Annotated in this window: 29 protein-coding genes and 1 tRNA gene; 16 read left to right on the top strand and 14 right to left on the bottom strand. The window is 62.9% G+C overall.

From position 1 onward, the window contains the following. The first annotated feature begins 47 nt into the window (after positions 1-47). The 4 genes from HCN58_RS08070 (at position 48) to HCN58_RS08055 (ending at position 2,846) form a co-directional block, all read left to right on the top strand. On the top strand, positions 48-1,130 hold the full coding sequence (locus tag HCN58_RS08070; protein WP_171578840.1) for a sn-glycerol-3-phosphate import ATP-binding protein UgpC: 1,083 nt from the start codon (positions 48-50) through the stop codon (positions 1,128-1,130). Between the two features lie 262 nt (positions 1,131-1,392). Further along, positions 1,393-1,818 carry an Hsp20 family protein gene (locus tag HCN58_RS08065; RefSeq protein ID WP_171578839.1) on the top strand — a complete coding sequence of 142 codons (426 nt, stop codon included), beginning with the start codon at positions 1,393-1,395 and terminating at the stop codon, positions 1,816-1,818. Between the two features lie 52 nt (positions 1,819-1,870). After that, positions 1,871-2,137, top strand: coding sequence for a BQ00720 family protein (locus HCN58_RS08060; RefSeq protein ID WP_057844784.1), 267 nt, complete (start codon positions 1,871-1,873; stop codon positions 2,135-2,137). Positions 2,138-2,330: 193 nt separating this feature from the next. Next, complete coding sequence (locus HCN58_RS08055) at positions 2,331-2,846, top strand: GNAT family N-acetyltransferase (RefSeq protein ID WP_171578838.1); 516 nt, start codon at positions 2,331-2,333, stop codon at positions 2,844-2,846. Between the two features lie 254 nt (positions 2,847-3,100). Here HCN58_RS08055 and HCN58_RS08050 read toward each other — a convergent pair whose 3' ends face one another. The 9 genes from HCN58_RS08050 to HCN58_RS08010 all read right to left on the bottom strand — a co-directional run bounded on the left by HCN58_RS08050 (position 3,101) and on the right by HCN58_RS08010 (position 11,904). Next, positions 3,101-4,789, bottom strand: a complete 1,689-nt coding sequence (locus tag HCN58_RS08050; RefSeq protein WP_171578837.1) for a methyl-accepting chemotaxis protein — start codon at positions 4,787-4,789, stop codon at positions 3,101-3,103. Between the two features lie 118 nt (positions 4,790-4,907). Beyond that, positions 4,908-5,369 (bottom strand): PTS IIA-like nitrogen regulatory protein PtsN, encoded by a 462-nt coding sequence (ptsN, locus tag HCN58_RS08045; protein ID WP_028347914.1) that lies wholly within the window; start codon positions 5,367-5,369, stop codon positions 4,908-4,910. Between the two features lie 230 nt (positions 5,370-5,599). After that, positions 5,600-6,202 (bottom strand): ribosome hibernation-promoting factor, HPF/YfiA family, encoded by a 603-nt coding sequence (gene hpf, locus HCN58_RS08040; RefSeq protein ID WP_171578836.1) that lies wholly within the window; start codon positions 6,200-6,202, stop codon positions 5,600-5,602. A 129-nt stretch (positions 6,203-6,331) separates the two neighbouring features. Beyond that, positions 6,332-7,981, bottom strand: a complete 1,650-nt coding sequence (gene rpoN / locus HCN58_RS08035) for an RNA polymerase factor sigma-54 (RefSeq protein WP_171578835.1) — start codon at positions 7,979-7,981, stop codon at positions 6,332-6,334. Positions 7,982-8,187: 206 nt separating this feature from the next. After that, positions 8,188-9,198, bottom strand: coding sequence for an LPS export ABC transporter ATP-binding protein (gene lptB / locus HCN58_RS08030; RefSeq protein WP_171578834.1), 1,011 nt, complete (start codon positions 9,196-9,198; stop codon positions 8,188-8,190). A gap of 195 nt (positions 9,199-9,393) precedes the next feature. Further along, a complete protein-coding gene (locus HCN58_RS08025) occupies positions 9,394-10,068 on the bottom strand; it encodes an LptA/OstA family protein (RefSeq protein ID WP_235983485.1) in 675 nt (224 codons plus the stop codon). Between the two features lie 5 nt (positions 10,069-10,073). Further along, positions 10,074-10,805 carry an LPS export ABC transporter periplasmic protein LptC gene (gene lptC, locus HCN58_RS08020; protein ID WP_311966787.1) on the bottom strand — a complete coding sequence of 244 codons (732 nt, stop codon included), beginning with the start codon at positions 10,803-10,805 and terminating at the stop codon, positions 10,074-10,076. Positions 10,806-10,934: 129 nt separating this feature from the next. Then, positions 10,935-11,549, bottom strand: coding sequence for a ribonuclease D (locus HCN58_RS08015; RefSeq protein WP_171578832.1), 615 nt, complete (start codon positions 11,547-11,549; stop codon positions 10,935-10,937). 196 nt (positions 11,550-11,745) lie between these two features. Next, positions 11,746-11,904: a hypothetical protein gene (locus HCN58_RS08010; protein WP_171578831.1), complete on the bottom strand. Its 159-nt coding sequence runs from the start codon at positions 11,902-11,904 to the stop codon at positions 11,746-11,748. 169 nt (positions 11,905-12,073) lie between these two features. Between HCN58_RS08010 and HCN58_RS08005 the strand changes: the two genes are divergently transcribed. Beyond that, on the top strand, positions 12,074-12,316 hold the full coding sequence (locus HCN58_RS08005; protein ID WP_171578830.1) for a hypothetical protein: 243 nt from the start codon (positions 12,074-12,076) through the stop codon (positions 12,314-12,316). Between the two features lie 87 nt (positions 12,317-12,403). Here HCN58_RS08005 and HCN58_RS08000 read toward each other — a convergent pair. Next, a tRNA-Leu gene (locus tag HCN58_RS08000) sits at positions 12,404-12,490 on the bottom strand. Between the two features lie 149 nt (positions 12,491-12,639). Between HCN58_RS08000 and HCN58_RS07995 the strand changes: the two genes are divergently transcribed. Next, positions 12,640-13,620, top strand: a complete 981-nt coding sequence (locus HCN58_RS07995) for a complex I NDUFA9 subunit family protein (RefSeq protein ID WP_171578829.1) — start codon at positions 12,640-12,642, stop codon at positions 13,618-13,620. A 137-nt stretch (positions 13,621-13,757) separates the two neighbouring features. Here HCN58_RS07995 and HCN58_RS07990 read toward each other — a convergent pair whose 3' ends face one another. Next, entirely contained in the window at positions 13,758-14,564 is an 807-nt protein-coding gene (locus HCN58_RS07990; protein ID WP_171578828.1) for an undecaprenyl-diphosphate phosphatase, read from the bottom strand. 290 nt (positions 14,565-14,854) lie between these two features. On the opposite strand from HCN58_RS07990, the gene HCN58_RS07985 reads away from it, so the two are divergent. The 3 genes from HCN58_RS07985 (at position 14,855) to HCN58_RS07975 (ending at position 17,656) form a co-directional block, all read left to right on the top strand. Next, positions 14,855-15,547: a glutathione S-transferase family protein gene (locus tag HCN58_RS07985; protein WP_171578827.1), complete on the top strand. Its 693-nt coding sequence runs from the start codon at positions 14,855-14,857 to the stop codon at positions 15,545-15,547. After that, entirely contained in the window at positions 15,496-16,704 is a 1,209-nt protein-coding gene (gene queG, locus HCN58_RS07980) for a tRNA epoxyqueuosine(34) reductase QueG (protein WP_171578826.1), read from the top strand. The genes HCN58_RS07985 and queG overlap by 52 nt, the downstream gene beginning before the upstream one ends. A 145-nt stretch (positions 16,705-16,849) precedes the next feature. Then, a complete protein-coding gene (locus HCN58_RS07975) occupies positions 16,850-17,656 on the top strand; it encodes an acyl-CoA thioesterase domain-containing protein (RefSeq protein WP_171578825.1) in 807 nt (268 codons plus the stop codon). 121 nt (positions 17,657-17,777) lie between these two features. Here HCN58_RS07975 and HCN58_RS07970 read toward each other — a convergent pair whose 3' ends face one another. Then, entirely contained in the window at positions 17,778-18,248 is a 471-nt protein-coding gene (locus HCN58_RS07970) for a nuclear transport factor 2 family protein (protein WP_171578824.1), read from the bottom strand. Between the two features lie 143 nt (positions 18,249-18,391). Further along, a complete protein-coding gene (locus tag HCN58_RS07965) occupies positions 18,392-19,186 on the bottom strand; it encodes an alpha/beta hydrolase (RefSeq protein ID WP_171578823.1) in 795 nt (264 codons plus the stop codon). A gap of 219 nt (positions 19,187-19,405) precedes the next feature. Here HCN58_RS07965 and infC point away from each other — a divergent pair, with 219 nt between their 5' ends. After that, positions 19,406-19,945, top strand: coding sequence for a translation initiation factor IF-3 (infC, locus tag HCN58_RS07960; RefSeq protein ID WP_028347926.1), 540 nt, complete (start codon positions 19,406-19,408; stop codon positions 19,943-19,945). 165 nt (positions 19,946-20,110) lie between these two features. Here the strand turns inward: infC and HCN58_RS07955 are convergent, their stop codons facing one another. Beyond that, on the bottom strand, positions 20,111-20,536 hold the full coding sequence (locus HCN58_RS07955) for a hypothetical protein (protein WP_171578822.1): 426 nt from the start codon (positions 20,534-20,536) through the stop codon (positions 20,111-20,113). 271 nt (positions 20,537-20,807) lie between these two features. Between HCN58_RS07955 and rpmI the strand changes: the two genes are divergently transcribed. The 6 genes from rpmI (at position 20,808) to HCN58_RS07925 (ending at position 26,428) form a co-directional block, all read left to right on the top strand. Continuing rightward, positions 20,808-21,008, top strand: coding sequence for a 50S ribosomal protein L35 (rpmI, locus tag HCN58_RS07950; RefSeq protein ID WP_008539890.1), 201 nt, complete (start codon positions 20,808-20,810; stop codon positions 21,006-21,008). A gap of 76 nt (positions 21,009-21,084) precedes the next feature. After that, positions 21,085-21,444, top strand: a complete 360-nt coding sequence (gene rplT, locus HCN58_RS07945; RefSeq protein ID WP_171578821.1) for a 50S ribosomal protein L20 — start codon at positions 21,085-21,087, stop codon at positions 21,442-21,444. A 193-nt stretch (positions 21,445-21,637) separates the two neighbouring features. Further along, entirely contained in the window at positions 21,638-22,720 is a 1,083-nt protein-coding gene (gene pheS, locus HCN58_RS07940) for a phenylalanine--tRNA ligase subunit alpha (protein ID WP_171578820.1), read from the top strand. Beyond that, the gene (locus HCN58_RS07935) at positions 22,717-23,121 is read left to right on the top strand and encodes an ASCH domain-containing protein (RefSeq protein WP_171578819.1); all 405 of its coding nucleotides are present in this window, start codon (positions 22,717-22,719) and stop codon (positions 23,119-23,121) included. The genes pheS and HCN58_RS07935 overlap by 4 nt, the downstream gene beginning before the upstream one ends. Positions 23,122-23,242: 121 nt before the next feature. Then, positions 23,243-25,651: a phenylalanine--tRNA ligase subunit beta gene (pheT, locus tag HCN58_RS07930; protein ID WP_171578818.1), complete on the top strand. Its 2,409-nt coding sequence runs from the start codon at positions 23,243-23,245 to the stop codon at positions 25,649-25,651. A gap of 6 nt (positions 25,652-25,657) precedes the next feature. Continuing rightward, on the top strand, positions 25,658-26,428 hold the full coding sequence (locus HCN58_RS07925; protein ID WP_171578817.1) for a sulfite exporter TauE/SafE family protein: 771 nt from the start codon (positions 25,658-25,660) through the stop codon (positions 26,426-26,428). Positions 26,429-26,517 lie beyond the last annotated feature (89 nt).

Below are 26,517 nucleotides of genomic sequence, written 5' to 3'. Positions count from 1 at the left end.
TCGCCATTCGCTATTCGCTCCCTATTCGCCATTCGCCGGTGCAATCCATGGCTAACGTCACACTCCGCAACGTCCGCAAGACCTATGTCGGTGGCTTCGAGGCCATCAAGGGCATCGACTTCGAGGTCGGCGACGGCCAGTTCTGCGTGTTGGTCGGCCCCTCCGGCTGCGGCAAGTCCACCCTGCTGCGCATGGTCGCGGGGCTGGAGACCATCACCGGCGGCGAGATCGATATCGGCGGGCGCGTTGTCAACCAGATCGAGCCGGCCGACCGCGACATTGCGATGGTGTTCCAGAACTACGCGCTCTATCCGCACATGACCGTCTACAACAACATGGCCTACGGCCTGCGCAATCGCCGCATGGCGGAGGACGAAATCAAGACGCGCGTGGAAGAAGCCGCACGGATTCTCGAACTCGGCGCCATGCTCGATCGCAAGCCGCGGCAATTGTCCGGCGGCCAGCGCCAGCGCGTGGCGATGGGACGCGCCATCGTGCGGCAGCCGAAGGTGTTTCTGTTCGACGAGCCGCTGTCGAACCTCGACGCCAAGCTGCGTATCGCGATGCGGGTCGAAATCCGCAAATTGCAGCGCCGGCTGTCTACGACATCGATCTACGTCACCCACGACCAGCTCGAGGCGATGACGCTGGCTGACATTCTCGTCGTCATGAACGGCGGCCAGGTCGAGCAGATCGGCAATCCGCTGGATATCTACCAGAAGCCGGCAACCACCTTCGTCGCCTCCTTCATCGGCGCCCCGCCGATGAATCTGATGCCACTGCGCTCCGAATTGAAATCGCAACTGGCCGGGGATGCCCGCGCTGGCGAAGCCGGCATCATCGGCATCCGGCCTGAGGACTTTGTCATCTCGAACGAAACGGTGTCCGGTGGCGTAGCGCTCGGCCTCACGGTGGAAGCGATCGAGCGCGTCGGCGCCGAGACCTTCGTCTACGGGACGCGGCAGCAGGAGATGCAGGGGGTAGCCGCCACGCCGGGCGAACTGCCGCCGGGAGAGGTGATCGTGCGGATTCCCGGCGCGATCGGCCCCGCCATCGGCGAGCGAATCAGGGCCGTTGCCGCGCCCGACAAGCTGCATCTCTTTGCCGCCGATGGAAGGAAGCGCATCTGAGCGTCATTCCGGGATGGTCCGAAGGACTAGACCTCAGATGCGCAATTGCGCATCGTGGAATCTCGAGATTCCGGGTTCGATGCTTCGCATCGCCCCGGAATGACGGTGAATTGAGCGCCGCGGCCGATTTGCGCAGCGTTCAGAGGTGCTTGAACCCTCCCCAAATCACCCCATATTCACTCGTGACCGGACGGCATGTCGGCCGGCCGGTTGAATGGGGCGCCGCAAGGGCCCCTCAAAGTCGCTTCGAGAGGACTTTGTGATGTCTCGTGTTCCTTCGTTATCAAGTCCGTTCCTGCTTGGGTTCGACGAAATCGAGCGTGCGCTCGATCGCGTCGTCAAAGGCGCCGACGGCTATCCTCCTTACAACATCGAGCGGTGTGACCGTGCCAACGGCCAGCCCGAACGGCTGCGGATCACGCTCGCGGTGGCGGGATTTACCCGCGACCAACTCGATGTGACGATTGAGGAAAACCAGCTCGTGATCCGGGGGCGCCAGCAGGACGACAAGGCCCGGCAATACATCCATCGCGGCATCGCCGCGCGCCACTTCCAGCGCACCTTCGTGCTGGCGGAGGGGATGCAGGTGCTGGGCGCGGATTTGAAGAACGGGCTGTTGTCGATCGATCTTGCCAGGCCGGAGCCTGAAAGGGTCGTTAAGACAATCGCTGTCAATGAGCACGAATAATAGTGGAACAAGGAGCGGACTCGACCGCTTAGTCTCCAGAGGAGTCGAGACCATGAGTGACATGAGTGTGACCTTCGAACCCGAAAAAGTTTCCGTTGAGGCACTGGCCCATCTTGGTGAAGGCCACATCGCCTACGTGAAACAAGTCCGTTCCGAGGACGTGCCGGGACTGTTTCCGCAGGCGCCGAAAATCGCGCCGGGATTGAAACTGTTTGCGCTGCACGCCGCTGACGGCACCCCGATCATGCTGACCGACAGCCGCGAGGCGGCAATCGCCAACGCATGGAGCAACGAGCTTCAGGCCGTCAGCGTGCACTGACGCAGCACTTGCTGCTTCACCGGCGCGGCGGTCATTGAGAAACGCCGAATTGACGGCCGACTGAGGCCGTAACGAGAGTTCGGAATACGCGGGAGATCCTTCGGGATCGGCCCGCGTATTTTTTGTTCACGCGCGCGCTGCTCTGAGTCTGCTGATATGCTTGGCTACGGTCTCCAATTAGGCAGCCCGGTCGATGAATGATTCAGCGCTAACATCAGTCGCATTGGCCGACGTGTTGCGGGACGAGGCGCTTGCGAAGGCGCTGCTCGCGCTCAATAACGCCCACGCACAGGAGCTGTCCTGGTTGGAGGCGGAACGACTCGCGGATCTCGTCGGCGAAGCTTTCCTCGCAAGAAAAGTTGGCGAGGCGGACGCCTTCCTGCTCGCATTCGACCAGGATGCACGCTACTACAGCCCGAATTTCATCTGGTTCCGCGACCGCTATGCGCGCTTTGTATATGTCGACCGCATTGTGGTCGCGCCGTCGGCCCGCGGACGCGGTTGCGCACGACGGCTCTACGCCGACCTGTTCGAGCACGCCGTCCGAGCCGGGCACGACCGCATTGTATGCGAGGTCAACAAGACCCCTCCGAACCCGGCATCCGATGCGTTCCATGCGGCGCTTGGTTTTGTCGAGGTCGGTGCCGCAAGCGTCCATGGTGGAAGCCGAACGGTTCGTTATTTGTCATTTGTCGCACACGCCGCATGAGCGTTAGAGCTAGATGAAATTAGGCGGAGTTGCGACCGCGAAGAGGCTGAGCTCCCTCTCCCGCGTGCGAGGGAGGTCCGGGGTGGGGGTGTCGCCACGAGTGACACCGTCCGTGTGGAGAGAGTTTCCCCCCACCCGCATCGCATCTTCGATGCGATGCGACCTAAGAGCGAGCTTCTCTCGTCTCGACCCCGCAAGCGGGAGAGGTGAAAGCGATCCACGGAAAGAGCGATCATCATGCTCTAGCGCAAGCCTCACGCCGCGCGTACGGTCGAGAGGAACTTCTCCACTTCCCCCTTGAGATGATTGCTCTGTCCCAGTAGTGAGCGGGCGAGACCATGCACATGCGTCGATGCCGCGCCAGTATCGGTGGCGCCGCGGTTGACGTCGGTGATGCTGCCCGCGACCTGCGTGGCGCCCTGTGCCGCCTGCTGCACATTGCGCGAAATTTCCTGGGTCGCTGCACCCTGCTCTTCCACGGCTGCCGCGATCGCCTGCGAGATTTCCGCGATGCGGCCGATCGTGCCGCCGATTTCCTGGATCGCCGACACCGACTGATTGGTGGCCGATTGCATCTGGCCGATCTGCTCGCTAATTTCCTCGGTTGCCTTCGCGGTCTGCGCGGCAAGCGCCTTGACCTCGGAGGCGACGACCGCAAACCCGCGTCCCGCCTCGCCGGCGCGCGCTGCTTCGATCGTGGCGTTGAGCGCCAGCAAGTTGGTCTGCTCAGCGACCGCGCTGATCATCTTGACGACTTCGCCGATCCGGCTGGCGGATTGGGCGAGATCGGCAATCCGCGCATTGGTCTGCTCGACCTGGCTGACCGCCTCGCGCGATATCTTGTGCGAATCCTGGACCTGCCGGCTGATCTCCGACACCGACGAGGCCATCTCCTCCGCAGCCGCCGCGGCGGAATGCGCGTTGGCGGAGGATTGCTCCGATGCGGAGGCAACCGTCGCCGAGAGCATCTGGGTCACTTCGGCGGTCTTGGTCAGTTGTCCCGCCGATGATTCCAGTTCGGATGAGGCGGTCGATACGGTCTGAATGATCTTTCCAATCGCGGCATCGAAGCCGTCGGCCATCTGCTGCATCGCGGCCTTGCGGTCGCCTTCCGCCTTCAGCTTCAGGCTTGCCTGCTCAGACTCCATCGACTGAACGCGCAGCGCGTTGTCCTTGAATACCTGAACCGCTCGCGCCATGGCGCCCACTTCGTCGCCGCGGCTGAGCGCCGGAACGGACACGGTTAGGTCGCCGCCAGCGAGGCCCTTCATCACGTCGGTCATTTCCGCAATGGGGCGTATGACGCCGAACGCCACACCGAAAATGCCGGCGCCGATGACCAGAAACACCGCGGCTGAAACGCCCCATAGCAGGAAGGTGAACGTGCTAACACGTCCCGTCGCCGCGACTTCGGTCGCCGCGTTCTGGTCGTTGGTTTGCTTGACGATGTCGTCGATGATGGCGCGGTGCGCGGTATAGCGCGCGGTGATTTCAGCGTAGGACTTTGCCGCAGCAGTGCTGTCGCTCTTCGCAAGCGCGGGCAACAGACCGTCCTGTATCGCGGTCCAGAAGCGGCGCACCTCGCCGTCGGATTTCTCGACCAGCTTCGTCTTGAGAGTCGGATCGAGATCGGATTTGACCCAGAAATCGTGCCGCTCGTCGTATTCCTTTTTGAGCTGCGCAATACGGTCGCGATGCGATGAAAGCTGCGCCGGATCGTGCAGCACGAGCGTAGCCTCGAGATAGGCCTCGATGACATATTCGGGCGGCGGCAGGATGTCGGCGACGAGGTCGTTGCCGAGCTTAATCTGGTTGTAGAGCGGGCCGCCGACCTTGAGCTGTGACAGCGAGTAAACGCTGGTGGCAATCACCGCACCGAGACCCAATGCAGTCACTAATCCAAAAATCAATATCGCGCGCGAAATCGTCAGCCGCAGCGTCATGGCAATATTTCTCCGGGTGAGTAAAAAATCCCAGCGGACGAAATAACTGCCATTTAGCTTAAAATTGCGTTTAACCGACCTGCTACTGCGAGGAGAATCGGTGTTCCGCTCGCCGGAACTACGCCGCGCTCGCCGGCGGCAGCGCCAGCACCGAATAGATCGCCTGGGCGTCGCGCGAGGCGCGCAGCTTCTTGGCGACGTCCTGGTCGCGCAACAGGCGCGCGATCCGCGCCAATGCCTTCAGATGATCGGCGCCGGCGCCTTCCGGGGCGAGCAGCAGGAAGATCAGGTCGACCGGCTGACCGTCCATCGCCTCGAAATCGATCGGGCGCTCCAGCCGAGCGAACAGCCCGAACAGCTTTTCCAGTTTCGGCAGTTTGCCATGCGGAATGGCGACGCCATAGCCGACGGCGGTGGTGCCCAGTTTCTCCCGCTGCAACAGCACCTCGAATACCGAGCGCTCGTTCTGGCCGGTCAGTGCGGAAGCGCGCGCCGCCAACTCCTGCAGCGCCTGTTTTTTGCTGATGACCTTCAAAGCGGGGAGAATGGCCTCGGGTGCGACCAGATCGGTAATCGTCATGGGGCGTTCCGAGGTGAATTGAACCGTCAGGTTGCGAGATAGGTTCTAGAACCGGGGCGTCAAGAAGATGAGGCGGGAGGCGGGCTTAGACCCGGGTCCCGATTTGCTGGGCTTCTACTCCAACGCATGGCCGGTGCCAACTCCCGAGAGCGGTTCCTGCACCGCCATCGTTAAGGGCGGCGGACCATAGGGAGGGCGGCCGGGGGCGTCAATGCGGTTAGCCATGGACGTCAGGCGTTAACCGCCGGGGGGTCGACCCATCCGACATTGCCGTCCGTGCGCCGGTAAATAATGTTCACCCGGCCGCTGGAGCCATGCTGGAACACGATGCAGGCGGCCCCGGTCAGGTCGAGTTCCATGACAGCCTCGCTGACCGAAAGCCGCTTCAGCGACGTGGTCGCCTCGGCGATGATGACGGGGCTATAGGAGGTGACTTCCTCGTCGCCTTCCGCCGGCGCCTCGATCACGTAGCTCGGCGCATCGAGCACGGGGCCGTCGATCTCCGCCAGCGCCGCCGAGGCCGCATAGGCCTTGCGGGCCGAGCGGTCCTTCAGCCGGCTCTTGTAGCGGCGCAGGCGCTTCTCGATCATCAGCAATGCCTGGTCGGCGCTGGCATAGGCATCGGTCGCGTTGGAGTCGGCCTCCAGCGTAATCCCGGAATCCAAATGCAGCGCGCAATCGGTGCGGAAGCCGAAGCCATCCTTGCTCAGCGTGATGTGGCCGGAATAATTGCCGTCGAAATACTTTCTTAAGACCTCTTCGGTGCGCTCGCTGACGCGCGAACGAAGCGCTTCGCCGACGCTGATGCTTTTCCCGGAGATTCGAAGGGTCATTGGATGCCTCGCTTGATGCTTCGACTACTCTGGTCTTGCCGGAGCATGGTCCATTGGGAAAACCAGTGGCGCTTCCCGGGCCGCGCTCTGTCGGGGACCTGACACTATCGCGATCTGACGCGAACGCAATCAGGCTGGCGCCGTATCGCGGGACCGCTCGGAGGAAGTGGCGGGAGCGGAAAGTGCGTTACCGAGCATACTCTGTTTATCGCGGCGGCGCTGGACCGAGGAAGGAATGCGCATGGCTTCGCGGTACTTCGCGACCGTGCGGCGGGCGATATCAATGCCGGATTCGCGTAATCGTTCCACGATCGTATCGTCGGAAAGTATCGCGCTCGGCGCTTCCGCATCGATCAATTGCTTGATGTGGTGACGGACCGCCTCCGCCGAATGGGCCTCGCCCCCGTCGGCCGACGCAATCGAGGCGGTAAAGAAATATTTCAGCTCAAAACTGCCGCGATTGGTCGCCATATATTTGTTGGCGGTAACGCGCGACACTGTGGATTCGTGCATCTGGATCGCATCCGCCACCGCTTTCAAATTCAGCGGCCGCAAATGCGCAACGCCATGAGTAAAGAATCCGTCCTGCTGGCGGACGATTTCGGTGGCGACCTTCAGGATGGTGCGGGCGCGCTGATCGAGTGCGCGGACCAGCCAGGTCGCGTTCTGCAGGCAGTCACTGAAATAGGATTTGTCGCCGTCCTTGCGGATCGTCTTCGACAATTCGGTGTAGTAGACCTGATTGACCAGCACGCGCGGCAAGGTGTCGCTGTTGAGTTCGACATGCCATCCGCCGTCCGGGCCGGGGCGCACATAGACGTCGGGCACCATGGTCTGCGTACGCGCCGAGCCGAACTTGAGGCCTGGCTTCGGATCGAGACGCCGGATCTCGCCGATCATGTCGGTAATGTCTTCGTCGTCTACGCCACACAGTTTGCGCAAAGACGCGATGTCGCGCCGCGCCAGCAAATCGAGATTCTCCACCAGCGCCTGCATGGCCGGGTCGTAGCGGTTGAGTTCACGGAGCTGGATCGCGAGGCATTCGCTCAGGTTCCGCGCGCAGACGCCGGGCGGATCGAACTTCTGCAGCACCGCGAGCACGGCATCTACGTCGGCCTGCGAGGCGCCGAGGCGCTCGGCAGCCTGTCCCAGATCCGGCGGCAGATAGCCGGCATCATCCACGAGATCGATCAGGTACTGCCCGATCATGCGCTGCGCCGGCGCGCTGAAGGCGACCGCGAGCTGTTCAGCGAGGTGGCTGGACAGCGTCACCTCGGCGGCGACGAAGGCTTCCAGATTGTATTCGTCGTCGTTGGAGGCGCCCCCGCCCCACTCGGTGTAGGCGGTCGGCGCGGCGTCCTGCGCGGCGCGCGCGGCGGCTTCGGCGGGCTCTTCGGAAAAGACATTGTCGAGCGGGGTGTCGAGCGTCCGCTCGATCTCGGCACGGCTGCCGAGGTCGCGGTTCAGCCAGTCCTCCTGGCCGGGCTCGAAGGTCTCGTTACTCGATCCGGCGCTCATATCGAAGGCATCACTGCCGCCTTCGTCGCCATAATTGTCGGACTCCGGGAACTCTGCACCCTCGGCGGTCGGCTCACCCGCGACCGGGGGTTCGGGGCCGTCGCTGGCGCGCTCCAGCAGCGGATTTCGCTCCAATTCCTCCTCGACGAACGCCGAGAGGTCGAGATTCGACAGTTGCAGCAGCTTGATCGCCTGCATCAATTGCGGCGTCATCACCAGCGACTGCGACTGCCGGAACTCTAATCTCTGCGTCAGCGCCATGAGGCAAGAACCGATCCACTGAAAAGTTGGTCCGATTCTTGCTTATATTACTCCAAAGCCCTTGTACACGCCTTGACGAACGCGAAAATTGGGTTATGGCGCGATGAGCGACAGCGGGAAGTCGAGATGCTTCCGGGCGGGCCCGAAATTCTTAAATAACTGCACGACCTTATGGCCGCACCACCGATACTTTGGCGGGTCGTGCGCTAGAGTCGGAATTCCTCGCCAAGGTAAAGGCGGCGTACATCCGGATCGTTGACGATTTCTTCCGGACTGCCCTCGGTCAGGATCTGCCCGGCATAGACGATATAGGCGCGGTCGGTCAGGCCGAGCGTTTCGCGCACATTGTGGTCGGTGATCAGAACGCCGATGCCGCGGTTGGTCAGGTGGCGGACCAGGTCCTGAATGTCGCCGACCGCGATCGGGTCGATGCCGGCGAAGGGCTCGTCGAGCAGCATGTAGTTTGGACGCGTCGCCAGCGCGCGCGCAATTTCGACGCGGCGGCGCTCGCCGCCGGAGAGCGCGATCGATGGCGATTTGCGCAAGCGCGTGATGTTGAATTCCTCGAGCAGCGAGCTGAGTTCGGCCTCGCGCTTCTTCCGGTTGGGCTCAACGACCTCGAGCACGGCGCGAATATTCTGTTCGACGGTGAGGCCGCGAAAGATCGAGGCTTCCTGCGGCAGGTAGCCGATGCCGAGCCGCGCGCGCTGATACATCGGCAGTTGCGTCACGTCGTGACCGTCGAGTTCGATGGCGCCGCGGTCCGCCTTGATCAGCCCGGTAATCATGTAGAACACCGTGGTCTTGCCGGCGCCGTTCGGACCGAGCAGACCGACCGCCTCGCCACGGCGGACATAGATGCTGACGCCACGCACGACCTGGCGGGTGCCGAAACTCTTTTCCACGCTATGCACAGCGAGGAAGCCGGGCCGCTTGATCAGCCGCGGCGCTTCGCCGCCATTGGCCTTGGGACGCGGTGCCTGCGTGCGGGAGCGCGGTCTGTCACCGCGCGGCGGTTCGCCGTCGGACTGCGGCTGCGGCAATTCCAATCCAGGCAACGCGGCGGAACGCGCCATCGGCGGCGCATCGCGTACCGGGCTCGTCAGCATGTCGCCGAAGGAATCGCCGACCGCGGTGATGTCCTCGCGCGAACGCGCAAACCCCACAGGGCCGCGTTTGGCGGGGCGTCGACGGAACATGCCGAATAAATCCACCATCCCGCTTCGCTTAAGCCTTTCACGGTGATTCCGCGACGCGCCCGCCGGCGAATCGCTTCGCTAGCGAACCATGAATGAATGGATGTCCCCTGCCCAGCGAAACACCCCGCCGTGCGCCCTGCCCAGTAGATACAGGCTCGCGCTACTGGCTTCAACCGTGACCGCCCCAATTAATCTTTAAGGCGCTGATCTGGCTTATTTTTTACCGGGGATCAGCGACGGTATCTGTACCGGAGCGGGCTTCGCCCCGCCCGATCCCGACCCGCAATTCTCTCCCTGGATGAACATGCCCTGCACCTTGCCGCTGTCGGATTCGACGCGCGACACGCCGGTCGTCATGTCGACCTTAAGGCGATCGCCGCGCAGCACGTTCTTGCACTGGGTGAGCACGACCCCGCCCACCATGGTGATGAGGTTGGCCCGCGTGTCGAAGATCGCGGTCTCCCCGGTCACGACCTGGTCCTTTTGCGTGACCACGACGGAGCCCTTGGCTTCCAGCCTACGGATCGACGAACTGCCGCCGGGCCCTGGGGTGGTGGACTGCATCGACGCAGATTTCGATCCCTTGGGCGCGGCGGGCGGAGCGTCCGGCGCGGGGCCGGAGTCGTAAAACACCACAAGCGACTTCGAGGTCATGGTGGTGTCGCCCTGCACGACCTTCACGTTTCCGGAGAAGGTCGCCTCCTTTTTCTTGTCGCGCATTTCGAGCGACGCCGCCTCGATTTGAATCGGCTGATCGCGGTTTTGCGAAAAGCCCTGCATCGCATTCGGCACGCCCGACATGGCGCCTTGCGCAAAGGCGTCACCGGAGGTGGTCAACGCGAGCGCAAGCGCTGCTGCCGCAAGACTGCGCGAGAAGAACTGCATCATAGAGATCATTTCGTGTTGGCGGACTTGCCGCTGACGGACCGCGTCTTCGGCTGTGGCGGCGGCTCAGGCTCGGGCTCGGGTGCCGGAGGGCTTTCCATGATCAGGTTCATCACGACATTGCCTTCGAAGCGCACGATCTCGCCGCTGTTGACGATCCTGAGCCGATCGGCGGTGAGCGTACCGTTCAATAATTTGACGTCGACATGCTCGTCCGACGTCACCGTTCCCTTGTTAATGTCGACATAGGCCTGCGACAGCTTCGCCTCATAGCCGGTGGAGGATTGCAGGAAGATATCCTTGCGCAGGTCGAGCATCTGCTGCTTGCTGTCGAAATACCCGGTGCGGGCATCCATCGTTACCGTGCTCTTGTCCTCCATCATGACCTTGGCCCGCAGCGTCTGAAGTTCGACGTTATCGGGAGCAGACAGATCCTGGATCGCCGCCTTGGCCCACAATTCGTAAGGGCGCTGGTCGGTGGAGAAGCCGGCAAGGTGCGGCGTTTCCATCGTGATCTTGGTGCCTGATACGACGAGATTGCCCATGTCGACCGGCAGCTTCGAGAGCCCCGTGATGCGGAACGGGTTGAAGACCGAGACCGCGACGATACCGGCCATGGCCAGCAGCACGGCTGCCGGAACCGCGACCCGCAGCACCCGCACCATCCGGCTGTGACGGGAGGCCGCGGCAAAGCGGGCCTCCATTCCGGTGGCAAAGGCTGGGTTCTGTATCGAGTTCACCGCCGCTCCAAAGACGCCCAAGAGAGCGTCATCCTACCCGCAATCGCGGGATTATGCAGCCCGGACACTCGCGATGAGTGTGTCCGAAACGGGGCGGAGGAGGTTAGCCCAGCTTCAAATGGTTCTCGGTCACGAGTGCGCGAAGATGTCCTCGGCCTCCCAGCCGCCGAGATCGAGCTTTGCCCGGGTCGGCAGGAAGTCGAAGCAGGCCTGCGCCATCGCCGTGCGGCCCTCGCGCGTCAGCATGGCATCGAGCCGCTCGCGCAAGGCGTGCAGATGCAGCACGTCGGAGGCGGCATAGGCGAGCTGCGCCTCGCTCAGACTCGCTGAACCCCAGTCGCTCGACTGCTGCTGCTTCGACAGATCGATGTTGAGCACCTCGCGCACCAGATCCTTCAGGCCATGCCGGTCGGTATAGGTGCGGGTCAGCCGCGAGGCGATCTTGGTGCAATAGACCGGCTGCGGCATTACGCCGAAGGTGTTGTAGAGCACGGCGACATCGAAGCGGGCGAAGTGAAAGATCTTCGTGATGGCCGGATTGGCCAGCAGCGCCTTCAGTTTCGGCGCGTCGGTATGGCCCTTCGGGATCTGGATGACATCGGCACTGCCGTCGCCGTTCGACATCTGCACCACGCAGAGCCGGTCGCGATGCGGATTGAGCCCCATGGTCTCGGTATCGATCGCCACCGAATCCGTGTAGCGGGACAGATCGGGCAGATCGCCGCGATGCAGGCGGATGGTCATGAAGGAAAGCCTCGTGTCTCAGGTCGATTCGACTGAAACACTAGCGCCCGGAGCCGCGGGTGGCGAGCGGCTGGGCACGGCTTATAGGGTGGGAATTGCGGAATTCGCCGTGATTTTGTCCGCTAATCAGGCCATCTCCCCGCTTCGCGCGAGACGAACCTGCCCTCTGCGCCCTGCTGGCAAAAGGCAACGCCGATCAGGCCGTCTTCTCGTCGGATGATTTCGGCGGCTGAAGCTCCGGACTGTTGGCCCAGCGGTCGAGATTTTCAATGACGTTCGCATGGCTCGGCCGGCGGGGTGGCGGCTGCTCCCGCTCTTCGGACAGCTTGCGTGGCAGCTTGATATTCTCGGTCATGGGTGGTGCTCCATCCCAATATTATGCACCCGCGGAGACGCCGAAATCAACCTGTAACACTTTGTTTTTACTGATGTATTTAGCTAATTTGCCGCCTGAGTCTCGATTACCGGAACCGACGCCAACCATGCGCATTGAGTAAATTACTCAATCCACTCCGGGTCACACGATGTCCGATAGCCGCGATGAACGATTGCAGGTCATGCTTTCGCCGGATGAACTGACGGCAATCGACGATTTCCGCTTCAAACACCGAATGCCGACGCGAGCAGCAGCCGTTCGCGAGCTCCTGAAACTTGGGCTGACGGCGCCTGCCGCCGATGGCGACGGGGCGAAGTCGAGCAATTACGGCGTGTTCAGCCGTGGTCCGGACGGACACACGACGGCCTCCGATTCGGATCCGACGGCATAAGATCAGCAAATGGATCGCCGCTGCAGGTGGGGTTCACTGCCGGGCTTGGCGCCAGCCGGCATCCCAACTCGCTTTGGGCATGGGCAATGGTGCCCAGGAAAGGACTCGAACCTTCACGGCCGTGAAGCCACTGGCACCTGAAGCCAGCGCGTCTACCAATTCCGCCACCTGGGCCCGGGCGGGTTAGTAAGGATCGGTCACGCGCTTGTCAAATCGCTTCAGTGCCATCCGAAATACGCTGTACAGCGAAGCCGCGTTGGCGTATCGCGAATCCGCTAAATCCCACCGATATCTTCGAATTTGACCGGCAGGAATTGACTCCGATGGCATTGCACGCGGCATCGAACCTGGAAACGCTCATCACGGTCTTTGGCGGATCGGGCTTCCTGGGGCGAAACGTGGTTCGGGCGCTGGCCAAGCGCGGCTATCGGATTCGGGTCGCGGTGCGGCGGCCCGAACTGGCGGGGCACCTGCAACCGCTCGGCCGGGTCGGCCAGATCCACGCTGTACAGGCCAATCTACGCTATCCGGCCTCAGTAGAGGCAGTGATGCGGGATTGCAGCGTCGCTATCAACCTGGTCGGAACCCTGGCCGAAAGTGGCGCGCAGACCTTCGACGCGGTGCAGACTAAAGGCGCCGAGACCATCGCCAGGGCCGCTAGCGCCATCGGCGCGCAGATGGTGCACGTGTCGGCGATCGCCGCCGACGAGAATTCGCCGTCGGCCTACTTCCGCTCCAAGGCGGCTGGCGAGAAGGCCGTGCTGGCGGCGGCGCCGTCGGCCACGATCATGCGGCCGTCGCTGCTGTTCGGGCCCGAGGATCAATTCACCAATCGTTTTGCGGCGCTCGCCCGGATATCGCCCTTCCTGCCGCTGATCGGCGGCGGCGTGACGCGGGTGCAGCCGGCCTATGTCGCCGACGTTGCCAACGCGGTCGCCGACGCCGCCGATGGCAAGACCAAACCGGGCGCGACCTACGAGCTTGGCGGGCCTGATGTGCTGACCATGCGCGAGATCATGGAAATCATCCTCAAGATCACCGAGCGCAAGCGCATGCTGGTTTCGCTGCCATGGGGACTGGCGAAGCTGCAGGCGCTGTTTCTTCAATTCGCGCCGGGTCCGCTGAAGCTGACGCCGGACCAAGTGGCGATGCTAAAGGTCGACAATGTCGTGTCGGACGCCGCCAGGTCGGCTGGTCTGACGCTGGAAGGGCTCGGCATTGTGCCGGAAGCGATGGAAGCGATCGCCCCGCAATATCTCTGGCGCTTCCGCGCCGCCGGGCAGTTTCAAAGGAAGAGCGCGTAGTTTTTCGTCGTCCCTGCGAACGCAGGGACCCATAACCACCATTGATGATTGTTTAAACCCGCTGGAGCTCCACCTCGGCATCACCGCGTGCACTGGTGGTTATGGGTCCCCGCGTGCGTGGGGACGACGGAGAGAGCCTACCTCCCCAGCGCCAGCGCGATCAGGCCGAGCGTGCCGATGAGGACACGCCACCACGCAAAGAACGTGAATCCGTGGCGGGTGACGTAGGTTAGGAACGTCTTCACCACGATCATCGCGGTGATGAACGAGACCACGAAGCCGATCGCGATGATGCCGATATGATCGGTCGTCATCTCCGCACGGTTCTTGTAGAAATCATAGGCGAACGCGCCGATCATGGTCGGGATGGCGAGAAAGAACGAAAACTCCGCGGCTGATCGCTTGTCACCGCCGAGCAGCATCGCCGCCACGATGCTGGCGCCGGAGCGCGACACGCCGGGGATCATCGCCACGCATTGCGCGATGCCGATCCACAGATACATCAATAGCGGATAGCGCGTGGCGTCATGCTGTGTCGGCTTGAGATAGAGTTGATCGACCCACAACAGAATTGCGCCGCCGACGATCAGCGTGAAGCACACCACCCACGGATTGAAGAGAAATTCCTTGATGTACTTGCCAGCAACCAGGCCGATGACCACCGCGGGCAGAAACGCCAGCAATACACCGATCACGAAACGCCGGTCGTCGGGGTTGGTGAACATGCCGAGCGCGACGCGCCACAATTTGGCGAAATAGAGCATCACGATGGCGAGGATCGCGCCGAGTTGAATCAGCACGACAAAGCTCTGCCAGAATGCGCCCTCGCCGAGGCCAAAGAATCGTTGCGCCACCAGCATATGGCCTGTCGACGAAACCGGCAGGAATTCCGTGATGCCCTCGATGATGCCGAGAACCACCGCCTTCACTACATCCGACATCATGATGTGGGTCCGTTTTGACTGGAAAAACCGCGTCCTTCTCGCCTATTCATCCCGATGCCGCAATCGCAAAAAAACGCCAAAGACAGGTTGCCTCTTGCGCCGGCTTGGCTATAGCGTTTTCGAGCGAACTGAATCCCGGTTCGCGCAAACAAAACGCGTCAAAACAAAGGCTAAAGCCTCTGCGGTTCTGATTTCAGGCAGAACCGAATAGGCTCTAGTGTCGCGATTCGCATGACGCGGCTCGACCGCTCGGGTTCCTTGAGCGTCGCCGCGAATTGTTCAAGGATTTCATGTACACGCTCTATCATCATCCGTTCTGTCCGCATTCGCGCTTCATTCGCCTGGTGCTGGGCGAACACGGCCTCGACCTGCGCCTGGTGGAAGAGCGAGCCTGGGAGCGGCGTGAAGGGTTTCTCGTGCTCAATCCCGCGGGCACCACGCCGGTATTGATGGCGGACGGCCTTCCGCCGATCCCCGGCGCGGGAATCATCGCCGAATATCTGGATGAGACGCACGGCCTGGAAGCGGGCGAGCGGCGGCTGTTGCCGGCCTCGATGGCCGAGCGTGTTGAGGTGCGCCGGCTGATGGCGTGGTTCAACGAAAAATTCTTCGAGGAGGCCTCGAACCCGCTGGTAACCGAGCGCATCTACAAGCGTTTCATGAGCGAGGAGAATGGCGGTGGCGCGCCGGCGGCCGACGTGATCCGCGCAGCCAAGGCCAATGTGCGCTATCATCTGGCCTATATCGGCTGGCTGGCGCAGACGCGGAATTTCCTCGCCGGCGACCGGCTGACCTACGCGGATCTCGCCGCCGCGGCACACCTTTCGGCGATCGATTATCTGGGCGATGTGCCATGGAGCGAGGACGAAGCGGCAAAGATGTGGTACGCACGGGTGAAATCCCGCCCGTCGTTCCGCCCGCTGCTCAGCGAATGGCTGGCCGGCGTGCCGGCGTCGCGGACCTACGTGGACCTCGACTTCTGAACCGGGCCGTCAAGCTCTCCGCTGCCGATCTGAAGGCCGCGCTGGTGCGCGAAGCGGCGATGCTCGGTTTCGACTGCATCGGCGTCACTGATCCCGAGGCGATCGGCAACGCCGGAAAATATTTCCGCGAATTTCTCGATTCCGGCGCGCATGGCGACATGGACTGGCTCGCGGCGCAGCCCGAGCGGCGGATAGATCCGCGCGTGCTGTGGCCTGGCGTCCGCTCGATCATCATGCTCGGCGTCAACTATGGACCCCGTGAAAATCCACTCTCGCTTCTTGCGCAGCGCACGCGCGGCGCGATCTCCGCCTACGCGCAGGGCGACGATTATCATGACGTCATCAAGAAGCGCCTGAAGACGTTGGCGCGGTGGCTCGTCGCGGCATCAGGCGAGGAAGTGAAAGTGTTCATCGATACCGCCGCGGTGATGGAAAAGCCGCTTGGGCAGGCAGCCGGCCTCGGCTGGCAAGGCAAGCACACCAATCTCGTCTCGCGCGAATTCGGCTCATGGCTGTTTCTCGGCGCGATCTTCACCGCAGCCGAGCTGCCGCGCGACGCGGCCGACACCGATCATTGCGGCTCCTGCAACGCCTGCCAGGAGATCTGCCCGACCGCGGCCTTCCCCGCGCCCTATAAGCTCGACGCCCGCCGCTGCATTTCGTACCTAACGATCGAGAACAAGGGCCCGATCCCGCGTGAATTCCGCAAAAGCATCGGCAACCGGATCTATGGCTGCGACGATTGCCTCGCCGTGTGTCCGTGGAACAAATTCGCGCAAGAAGGCCGCGAAACCAAACTGGCCGCGCGCGCGGAGTTGCGCGCGCCCTCGTTAGGAGAGTTGGCGCGGCTCGACGATGCCGCATTTCGTGCGCTGTTTTCGAAATCGCCGGTCAAGCGCATCGGCCGCGACCGCTTTGTCCGCAACGTGCTGATCGCGATCGGCAATGCGGACGATGCGGCGCTGGCGGTTGAAGCAGAGCGATTGCTGGACGATGCAAGCCCCCTGGTACGCGGCTCGGCGGTATGGGCGCTGTCGCAGTTGTTGAAGCGCGAGAAGTTTGAAGCTCTGGCTGCGAAGGCGATCGACGCGGAGACGGATGAAGATGTTCGAGCGGAGTGGCGTGTCGCGAGCACCCCTGCAAGACCCTCATCCTGAGGAGCGCGAAGCGCGTCTCGAAGGATCGAGGCCACCAGCCGGGCCTCATGGTTCGAGACGGCGCAAGAGCGCCTCCTGACCATGAGGAATCTGCACGGCTCCGGCCCTTGATTTCGCGCAGGCGAATCCGCCATGGTCGCGCGCCATGGCAAAAAACCAGCCCTTCTTCACGCACGATCGCCGCGACGACACCTTCATGCCCACGCCGGTTTCGAACGGCCCGTGGGACCCCAATTCCCTGCACGGCCGCGTCGTCATCGGCCTGCTTGCGCACGTCATCGAGCAGCGCCACGGCTCCAGCGAGTTCGTGCCGGCGCGGCTGACAGTCGACATGTTCCGCCTGCCGAACATCACCACACCGATCGCGGTCGCCACAAAACTCGTGCGCGACGGCCTGCGCATCAAGGTCGTCGAAGCCGAGTTCTTTTCCGGCGGCACCAGCATGGCGCGCGCTTCTTGCCAGTTATTGCGCAAGACGGAAAACGCGCTGGGCAATGTCTGGTCGCCGCCGAACTGGGATGCGCCGAAGCCGTCAGAGATTCCAAAGCCGACCGATCCCCGGCTCGGCATGAACGGCAAATGGACGACGCGGCCGATCGTCGGCCACATGGGTTCGCTCGGGCCTCGGCGTCTTTGGATGCGCGAGGTGCGCGAACTCGTCGAGGGCGTGCCGATGTCGCCCTTCGTGCATGTCGCCACAGGTGCCGATTTCGCCAGCCCCTTCGCCAATGCCGGCGATCAGGGCCTCGGCTACATCAACAGCGACGTCACGCTGTATCTGCACCGCCTTCCGGTGACGCCATGGATCGGCTTCGAGGTGGTGAACCATCATGCCACCGACGGCGTGGCGATCGGCGAATGCTGGCTCTATGACGAGCAGGGTCCGATCGGGACGTCCACTGTGGCGGCGTTGGCGCAACGCAAGTCGATGACAAACGTGCCGCCGCCGTGACCCAAACCCGTCATGCCCCGCGAAAGCGGGGCATCCAGTATTCCGTAGGGCGCGAAGTAGAATCGAGAAGCCGCGGCGTACTGGATCGTCCGCCTTCGCCGACGATGACAACAAGGCGCCATCATTTCTCCAAATGCCGCTTCATTTCCGGCCGCGCCTTCAGTGCCGCGCCCTGCTTGGCGACAATCTTGGCAATCCGCTCCGGCGCAAATTTGAGATCGACGAAGGCCGGCGCGGTGTTGGCGACCTCGTGATACTCGGTGATCTTGCCGTCGCGCAGCCGCATGATGGCGACGCCCTCGAACATCGCCCGCGCGCCTTCCGCTTCCGGCAGCGTCGAGCGGTAGCTGAAGGTATACCGCGCATAGAGCGTGCGGCCGTCGTTGACGGGGTCATGCATGTCCCAGCGAAAATCGGTCGCCGTGCGATAGAACCAGTCGTCGATCATGGTAGCGATTTTGGCACGGCCCACGAACGCGCCGTAGAACACGTCGCGGTAGACGCCGTCCTCGGTGAACAGTTCCGAGAAAGCCTTGCCGTTGCGCTGCTCGACGGCATCGCAGAAAGCGCGAAGCAGGGCAGTAGTGTTCACGGTGCTGCCTCCCGACTTTCTTTGTCATGCCCCGCGAAGGCGGGGCATCCAGTATTCCAGAGAGCGTCAGATAAATCGATAGGCCGCGGCGTACTGGATCATCCGCTTTCGCGGATGATGATATCGAGAGCAGTGGTGAGGGTTCACCCCATCTCCGCCACCGCCGCGAGAATCCGCGCGATGTCCTGCGGGCGGGACAGACGGTGGTCGCCGTCCTGGATCATGGTCAAAACCACGTCTTCGGCCGGCAGTCGGTGCGCCAGCGCGAAGGCGTGCTGCCAGGGCACGTCGGGATCCTGCGCGCCCTGCAGGATGCGGACCGGGCATCCGACCTCGATGGCGCTGCCGAGCAGCAGGTGATTCCGGCCCTCCTCGATCAGAGCGCGCGTGATCGGATAGGGCGTGCCGTCGCCATACTCCGACGGCCGCATCCACACGCCCTTGGTCCTGATCTCTTCGCGGACCTCATCGGAGAAGCTGTTCCACATCAATTGCTCGGTGAAATCGGGCGCCGGCGCGATCAGCACGAGGCCGGCGAACGTCGCGCCTGCCGCCTCGTGTTTGGCAATGGCGCGCGCCAGCAAGAGCGCCATCCAGCCGCCCATCGACGAGCCGATCACGACCTGCGGACCCTGGCAGAATTGCTCGAATACCGCGATGGCATCTTCCAGCCAGCGCCCGATGGTGCCATCGATGAAAGCGCCGCCCGATTCACCGTGGCCGGAATAATCGAATCTAATACAGGCGCGGCCGTGTTCCGCGGCCCAGGCGTCCAGCGCGAGAGCCTTGGTGCCCCGCATATCGGAATTGAATCCGCCGAGCCAGAACAGTCCGGGCCCGCTGCCCGCACGGGCACGCACGGCGATTCGGCGACGGCCATCGCCCTCTCCCACCTCGATAAACGCCGGTTCCTGGTCGATTGTTGCTGAATTAGTCATGGATCGGTCACTCTCGCCCGCCGCTTTGTCCGCGAGCGCACTCTATCGGTCAAGCGCGACCGCCGCGCTTGCGGATCAGGCCGCCGCGCTATATTTGCCGGACGTGACCGAAATGCCTCGCATTTGACGGTTTTCGGGCGCAGACCGCGAGTTCGCTTGCTGTCTTGAGCGTATTGCTTCAAACTACGAGCCTTCTTTCACAACTTTGGAGAGTTACCCATTCGCCGTCCCAACAGAGCCCCGCCCGCTGCAACCAAAGACGGGCCGCGCACCAACGATGATATCCGCAACGCGCAGATCCAGCTGATCGATCAGAACGGCACCAACCACGGAACGGTCGAGACCGTGGTCGCCATCAAGATGGCCCTCGAGGCGGGCATGGATCTTGTCGAGATTTCGCCGAACAACAATCCTCCCGTCTGTAAGATCATGGACTACGGGAAGTTCAAGTATTCGGCACAGAAGAAAGCCGCCGAGGCACGCAAGAAGCAGAAGATCGTCGAGATCAAGGAGATCAAGCTGCGGCCGATGATCGACGATCACGATTACGACGTGAAGATGCGCGCGATGCAGCGGTTCTTCGAGGAGGGCGACAAGGTCAAGATCACCTTGCGCTACCGGGGCCGCGAAATGGCGCACCAGGAAATCGGCACCAAGCTCTTGGACAAGGTGAAGGCCGACGTCGCCGAATTCGCCAAGGTCGAGCAGGACGCCAGATTCGAAGGCCGCCAGGTCGTGATGGTGCTGGCGCCGCGCTGATGTGAGTTAGTGGAATCGAGAGCGGCCCGTCGGACGATCCGGCGGGCCGTTTTCTTTTGTAACCCGGATGGAGCGCGGCGCAATCCGGGGTAGATCGATCCGTGGACTCAGATCTCCCGGGTCTCGCTTCGCTCCACCCGGGCTGCGCTGCTATAGGCTACGCGCTCAGCTTCGCGTAGCCTGCCAGGTGCCGCTGCAGCGATCGCCGGTGATGATGCCGCGCCAAGCGCCCGCGCCGTAGTTGCCCACAAGCCGGCCGCCGCCGCTCGCGTGGGATGCGCCGACCGAAACACTGACCGCAACCGCACCGGCGCGACTGACCGCTCCCGAAACTCTGCCGCCGCCGGCCGATGAAACGCGGCCGCCGAACACGGTGAAGGGGACACGGTAGCCGGAACTGCAATTGCCCCTGGTGGTGACGAACACCACGTTCCAGGTGCCGTCATAGGCCCCGACCCTGCGGCGGGTCGCAGCGTCGGCCGAAGGCGGCACCGCTATCGCGGCGATTACGGCAAGGATCGGGAACCAGTGCAGGGTACGCCGACCGGGAAGAGCGGGAAAGGGCGCAATCTGTCGATGAAAGCGGGTCATTTTCTTCCTGTTCCGGGCTCAGATGTTTCAGGTGTTCATGATATCAGCGATAGGTAGCTGCGCCATCTTCGCGGTTCATCGTTGCCATTTGGCGTTTCCTCTGCCATAAGCCCGACCTTCATCGCCCGGCTGATCAAGGGCTGCCGTGTCGATGTCCGTGCGGATTGCCTCCTTTTGAGGAAAATCTGAGCACTTTCAACGCTCTAACGAGCATTTTTGCCGGCCGGACGCCTTCACGGGCGTTGTCGTGTTGCGGCCACAGGAGAGCCAAATGCCCAAGCTGAAGACCAAGTCAGGCGCTAAAAAGCGCTTCAAGGTGACTGCCACCGGCAAAGTGATGCACGCGCAGCGCGGCAAGCGCCACGGCATGATCAAGCGGACGAAGAAGCAGATTCGTCAGCTCCGCGGCACCCGCGTGCTGTTCAAGACCGACGGCGACAACGTCAAGAAGTATTTCTTGCCGAACGCCTGATCGCGTTCACGCCATTACAGTCGAGCCGCCCCGCGCGGCGATCCCGTCATCTTATTTCTGATCAAGGATATCAGTCATGTCTCGCGTCAAACGCGGTGTGACCGCTCACGCCAAGCACAAGAAAGTCTACAAAGCTGCCAAGGGCTTTTACGGCCGCCGCAAGAACACCATCCGCGCCGCTAAAGCCGCCGTCGAGAAGGCCGGCCAATATGCCTTCCGCGATCGCAAGCGCAAGAAGCGCACCTTCCGCGCGCTCTGGATCCAGCGTCTCAATGCTGCGGTTCGCCCGTTCGGCATGACGTACAGCGTCTTTATCAACGGCCTGTCGAAGTCGGGCATCACGGTGGACCGCAAGGTGCTGTCGGATCTCGCCATCCACGAGCCGGCGGCCTTCCAGGCGATCGCAGAGAAAGCCAAGGCCGCACTGGCGGCGTAAGTTCGCAATCGCTGCGGCGTCTTGCAATTCCGGTGTCATGCCCCGCCTTGTGCGCAATTGCGCACCGGGGCGGGGCATCCAGTAACCACCGACCGACGTCTTGACCCCGGGGGTTACTGGATCATCCGCTCTCGCGGATGATGACAACCCCGTATGGGCTGCGAGCGCGCGTTCCCCAGAGGTACCCGTCGCCATGTCCGATCTCGCTCAACTCGAATCCCAGATCCTCGCCGATATCGCAGCCGCTGCTGACGAGGCCGCTCTCGAAGCGGTGCGCGTCGCAGCACTCGGCAAGAAAGGCTCGATCTCCGCGCTGCTCGCTACGCTGGGCAAGATGTCGCCGGACGAGCGGAAGACGCAAGGCGCCGCGATCAACCTCACCAAGGACAAGGTCACCCAGGCGCTCTCGGCGCGCCGCGACGTTCTGAAGTCTGCTGCGCTCGATGCCCGGCTTGCTTCCGAGACCATCGACGTCACGCTGCCGTTGCGCGAGACGGCTGCCGAGCAGGGCCGCATCCATCCGCTGAGCCAGGTCTTCGAAGAGGTCAACACAATCTTCGCCGACATGGGATTTTCGATCGCCGAAGGTCCCGACATCGAAACCGACGACTACAACTTCACCAAGTTGAATTTCCCCGAGGGCCATCCGGCGCGGGAGATGCACGACACGTTCTTCTTCAACCCGAAGGAAGACGGTTCGCGCATGCTGTTGCGCACGCACACGTCGCCGGTGCAGGTTCGCACGATGTTGTCGCAGAAGCCGCCGATCCGCGTGGTCTGCCCGGGCCGCACCTATCGCATCGATTCCGACGCGACCCATACGCCGCAATTCCACCAGGTCGAGGGCCTCGTGATCGACAAGGGCTCGCATCTCGGTCACCTCAAATGGATCCTGCACGAGTTCTGCAAGGCGTTCTTCGAGGTCGACCACATCAACATGCGGTTCCGCCCGTCGTTCTTCCCCTTCACCGAGCCTTCGCTTGAGGTCGACATTCAGTGCCGCCGCGACAAGGGCGAGATCCGCTTCGGCGAAGGCGAGGACTGGCTCGAAATTCTCGGCTGCGGCATGGTGCATCCGAACGTGCTGCGCGCCTGCGACATCAATCCTGATGTTTACCAGGGCTTTGCCTGGGGCATGGGCATCGACCGCATCGCGATGCTGAAATACGGCATCGCCGATCTCCGCCAGTTGTTCGAAAGCGACGTGCGCTGGTTGTCGCATTACGGCTTCAAGCCGCTCGACATCCCGACGCTGGCGGGAGGATTGAGCACGTGAGTGCGGTCCCTGCGAAATATCAGCGGTCGTTCGCCTTCGGCGACAGCCCGAAACTGGCTGACGAATTGCTCGACCTCGTGATCAGGGGCATCAAGACCGCGACCTGTTCGACCGAGGATGAGCCGAACACGTCGACGCCGGGCGAGCGCTGGATCGTGCGCGACGGCCGCGGCACACCGCGTTGCGTGATTGAAACCACCGAAGTGAGCTACCGCCGCTACAACGACGTCGATACCGCCTTTGCCTACGAGGAAGGCGAAGGCGATCGCAGCCTCCAATACTGGCGGCAGGCGCACCGCATTTATTTCGGCCGGCTGGGCCGGTTCAGCGAAGACATGATGCTGATGTGCGAACGGTTTCGGCTGGTCGAGGTTTTTGCGCGGGAAGAGCAGACGTCATGAGTGGGCTCTGTGAGATAGCATCAGACACCGTTGCGCCCCCTCTCTCGACCGCCGTTGCGGAGAGAGCCCCCACCCTAACCCTTCCCCGCAAGCGGGAGAGGGGACAAGAGAAACCATCGTCATGAAATTCACGCTCTCCTGGCTGAAGGAACATCTCGACACCGACGAGTCCTTGGAAAAGCTCGCCGACAAGCTCACCATGATCGGGCTCGAGGTCGAGAGCATCGAGGACAAAGCCAAGGCCTTGGCGCCGTTTTCGATCGCGCGGGTCATTTCGGCCGAGCAGCATCCCAATGCCGATCGCCTGCGGGTCTGCCTGGTCGATACCGGCAATGGGGCTGCGCCGGTGCAGGTGGTCTGCGGCGCGCCGAATGCGCGCGCTGGGCTCGTCAGCGTGTTCTCGCCGCCCGGCACGTTCATCCCGGGCAAGAACATCACGCTCGGCGTCGGCACCATCAGAGGCGTCGAGAGCCGCGGCATGCTGTGCTCGGCGGCGGAGCTGCAGATTTCCGACGACCATGACGGCATCATGGAGTTGCCAGCCGATGCGCCTATTGGCAAGGGCTACGCCGAATGGGCCGGGCTTGGCGATCCCGTGCTCGAAATCAATTTGACGCCGAACCGTCAGGACTGCACCGGCGTGCACGGCATCGCGCGCGATCTCTCTGCTGCCGATATGGGCAAGTTCATCGATCCCGGCATCAAGCAGATCAAGGGCGAATTCCCCTGCCCGGTGAAAGTAACCGTCGAGGACGCCACGCTGTGTCCGGGCTTTGCCCTGCGGCTGGTGCGCGGCGTCAAGAACGGTCCCTCGCCGGAATGGCTGCAGACGCGCCTGACCTCGATCGGGCTGCGCCCCATCAACGCGCTGGTCGACATCACCAACTTCATGACCTACGATCGCGCCCGGCCGCTGCATGTGTTCGACGCCAGGAAGGTGACGGGCGATCTCACCGTACGCCGCGCAAAGGAAGGCGAGAGCCTGCTGGCGCTCGACGGCCGCACCTATGCGCTCGATCCCTCGATTTGCGTGATTGCGGATGAGCACGGCGTCGAATCGCTCGCCGGCATCATGGGCGGCGAGGCTTCCGGCTGCGACGAGAATACGACCGACGTGCTGATCGAATCGGCGCTGTGGAACGAGATCAACATCGCGCAGACCGGACGCAAGCTCGGCATCAATTCCGATGCGCGCTACCGTTTCGAGCGCGGCGTCGATCCGGCCTTCATGGTGCCGGGGCTTGAGCTCGCGACAAAAATCGTTATGGAGCTCTGTGGCGGGACGCCGTCGGAGACCGTGGTCGTCGGTAACGCCTTCGGCGACGATCGCATCATCGATTTCCCGCTGAGCGAGGTCAAACGCCTGGCGGGCATCGAGGTGCCGCTGGTCGAGATGCGGCGCATTCTCGGCCATCTCGGCTTCATGGTCGCTGGCAGCGGCCCGGTGGTCAAGGTCGCCGTCCCCTCCTGGCGGACGGACGTGCACGGCAAGGCTGACATCGTCGAGGAAATCGTTCGCATCGTCGGCGTCGACAGGGTGCCGATGACGCCGTTCGAGCGTGGCGACGAAGCCCGAAAGCCGGTCCTGACCACGATCCAGAACCGCACCCGCCGCGCCAAGCGCGCGCTCGCTGCGCGCGGCATGGTGGAAGCCGTGACGTGGTCGTTCATTTCCAAGCCGCATGCCGAATTGTTCGGCGGCGGCCAGGCGGAGCTCGCGCTCGCCAACCCGATCGCTTCCGATCTATCCGACATGCGGCCGAGCCTTTTGCCGGGCCTGGTCGCCGCGGCGCAGGCCAATGCCAACCGCGGGTACTCCGACGTCGCGCTGTTCGAGGTCGGACAGGTCTTCAAAGGCGACAAGCCGGAGAACCAGTTCGTCGCAGCCTCAGGTGTGCGCCACGGCTTTGCGTCCTCAAACGGCATGGGCCGGCACTGGTCCGGCTCTGCCCAGCCCGACGCGCTCGACGCCAAAGCCGATGCGTTCGCGGTGCTCGCGGCTGCCGGCGCGCCGATGCAGGCGCTGCAGATCGTGCCGGGCGGCGCGAGCTGGCTGCATCCGGGGCGTTCCGGCACCATCCAGATCGGGCCGCAGAACGTGCTCGGCTATTTCGGAGAACTGCATCCGCGCACGCTGGAGGCGCTCGGGGCCGATGGCCCGCTGATCGCGTTCGAAGTGATTCTCGACCGCATTCCCGATGCCAAGAAGAAACCGACCCGCGCCAAGCCGCTGCTCGAACTCTCCGCGTTCCAGCCGGTGTCGCGCGATTTTGCTTTCATCGTCGATCGCGGCGTGAAGGCCGGCGAAATCGTGCGCGCCGCGCAAGGCGTCGACAAGAAGCTGATCACGGACGTCATCGTTTTCGACGTCTACGAGGGTAAGGGCATCGATCCCGAAAAGAAGTCGGTCGCCATTGCCGTGACGATTCAGCCACGCGAGAAGACGCTGACCGACCAGGAGATCGAGGCCGTGGCGGCCAAGATCGTAGCCGAGGTGACGAAGAAGACCGGCGGCACCTTGCGGGGATGATGCCGCATGAACCCAGCGGTGCTCATTCCGGCTGACATCGGCCTCAACGCCGCAATTGCGATCTGCGTCGTCGCCTTCGTCTCGGGAACGGCGCGCGGATTTTCGGGGTTCGGTTCGGCGCTGATCTTCATGCCGCTGGCAAGCTCGATCGCCGACCCGCGGCTCGTGGCCGCGCTGTTGCTGATCATTGATTTCGTCGCCGCCGCACCGCTGCTGCCTGGCGCGTGGGATAAGGCCGACCGCAAGGCGACAGCGGTCATGGTAGCCGGTGCGCTGATCGGCGTGCCGATCGGCACCTATTTCCTGAGCCGCCTCGAACCGGTAACGACGCGCTGGATCATTTCCGCCTTCGTCTTCGCGCTGCTGCTGCTGTTGCTCTCGGGCTGGCGTTACCGCGGCAAGGACCATGCGGCGGTTTCGATCGGCATTGGCGGCCTGTCAGGCCTTTGCAGCGGGCTGGCCCAGACCGGCGGCCCGCCCATCGTCGGCTACTGGCTCGGCCGGCCTCTTCCGTTCGTCATCGCGCGCGCCAACATCCTGCTGTTCTTCGGCGCCTCGGATGTCTTCTCCGCCGTCAGCTACGCCGCGACCGGATTGATCACATTCGATGCAATCAGGTTTGCGTTGGTGGTCGGACCTGTCTACGGAATCGGCGTCTGGTTCGGTGCCTCGCTGTTCGGCAAGGCCAGCGAAGCCGTATTCCGCGCGATCTGCTACGCGCTGATCGCGGCCGCGGTGATCTTCGGCCTGCCGGCGCTGGATGGCGTCTTGCGGTAAGCCACTGTCGTCCCTGCGAAAGCAGGGACCCATAACCACTGCAGCAAGTTTGTGGACAGGATTGCGGCCCGAGATCCGTAAGCAATAGT

It is taken from the genome of Bradyrhizobium australiense (assembly GCF_013114825.1).
GTDB lineage: Bacteria > Pseudomonadota > Alphaproteobacteria > Rhizobiales > Xanthobacteraceae > Bradyrhizobium > Bradyrhizobium australiense.
This window is presented reverse-complemented; position numbering and strand designations above follow the sequence as displayed.

Bases quoted from the DNA above. Each gene is read 5' to 3' on its own strand.
- HCN58_RS08070 (WP_171578840.1), top strand. From the start codon at position 48: ATGGCTAACGTCACACTCCGCAACGTCCGCAAGACCTATGTCGGTGGC.
- HCN58_RS08065 (WP_171578839.1), top strand. From the start codon at position 1,393: ATGTCTCGTGTTCCTTCGTTATCAAGTCCGTTCCTGCTTGGGTTCGAC.
- HCN58_RS08060 (WP_057844784.1), top strand. From the start codon at position 1,871: ATGAGTGACATGAGTGTGACCTTCGAACCCGAAAAAGTTTCCGTTGAG.
- HCN58_RS08055 (WP_171578838.1), top strand. From the start codon at position 2,331: ATGAATGATTCAGCGCTAACATCAGTCGCATTGGCCGACGTGTTGCGG.
- HCN58_RS08050 (WP_171578837.1), bottom strand. From the start codon at position 4,789: ATGACGCTGCGGCTGACGATTTCGCGCGCGATATTGATTTTTGGATTA.
- ptsN (WP_028347914.1), bottom strand. From the start codon at position 5,369: ATGACGATTACCGATCTGGTCGCACCCGAGGCCATTCTCCCCGCTTTG.
- hpf (WP_171578836.1), bottom strand. From the start codon at position 6,202: ATGACCCTTCGAATCTCCGGGAAAAGCATCAGCGTCGGCGAAGCGCTT.
- rpoN (WP_171578835.1), bottom strand. From the start codon at position 7,981: ATGGCGCTGACGCAGAGATTAGAGTTCCGGCAGTCGCAGTCGCTGGTG.
- lptB (WP_171578834.1), bottom strand. From the start codon at position 9,198: ATGGTGGATTTATTCGGCATGTTCCGTCGACGCCCCGCCAAACGCGGC.
- HCN58_RS08025 (WP_235983485.1), bottom strand. From the start codon at position 10,068: ATGATGCAGTTCTTCTCGCGCAGTCTTGCGGCAGCAGCGCTTGCGCTC.
- HCN58_RS08015 (WP_171578832.1), bottom strand. From the start codon at position 11,549: ATGACCATCCGCCTGCATCGCGGCGATCTGCCCGATCTGTCCCGCTAC.
- HCN58_RS08010 (WP_171578831.1), bottom strand. From the start codon at position 11,904: ATGACCGAGAATATCAAGCTGCCACGCAAGCTGTCCGAAGAGCGGGAG.
- HCN58_RS08005 (WP_171578830.1), top strand. From the start codon at position 12,074: ATGTCCGATAGCCGCGATGAACGATTGCAGGTCATGCTTTCGCCGGAT.
- HCN58_RS07995 (WP_171578829.1), top strand. From the start codon at position 12,640: ATGGCATTGCACGCGGCATCGAACCTGGAAACGCTCATCACGGTCTTT.
- HCN58_RS07990 (WP_171578828.1), bottom strand. From the start codon at position 14,564: ATGATGTCGGATGTAGTGAAGGCGGTGGTTCTCGGCATCATCGAGGGC.
- HCN58_RS07985 (WP_171578827.1), top strand. From the start codon at position 14,855: ATGTACACGCTCTATCATCATCCGTTCTGTCCGCATTCGCGCTTCATT.
- queG (WP_171578826.1), top strand. From the start codon at position 15,496: ATGGCTGGCCGGCGTGCCGGCGTCGCGGACCTACGTGGACCTCGACTT.
- HCN58_RS07975 (WP_171578825.1), top strand. From the start codon at position 16,850: ATGGCAAAAAACCAGCCCTTCTTCACGCACGATCGCCGCGACGACACC.
- HCN58_RS07965 (WP_171578823.1), bottom strand. From the start codon at position 19,186: ATGACTAATTCAGCAACAATCGACCAGGAACCGGCGTTTATCGAGGTG.
- HCN58_RS07955 (WP_171578822.1), bottom strand. From the start codon at position 20,536: ATGACCCGCTTTCATCGACAGATTGCGCCCTTTCCCGCTCTTCCCGGT.
- rpmI (WP_008539890.1), top strand. From the start codon at position 20,808: ATGCCCAAGCTGAAGACCAAGTCAGGCGCTAAAAAGCGCTTCAAGGTG.
- rplT (WP_171578821.1), top strand. From the start codon at position 21,085: ATGTCTCGCGTCAAACGCGGTGTGACCGCTCACGCCAAGCACAAGAAA.
- pheS (WP_171578820.1), top strand. From the start codon at position 21,638: ATGTCCGATCTCGCTCAACTCGAATCCCAGATCCTCGCCGATATCGCA.
- pheT (WP_171578818.1), top strand. From the start codon at position 23,243: ATGAAATTCACGCTCTCCTGGCTGAAGGAACATCTCGACACCGACGAG.
- HCN58_RS07925 (WP_171578817.1), top strand. From the start codon at position 25,658: ATGAACCCAGCGGTGCTCATTCCGGCTGACATCGGCCTCAACGCCGCA.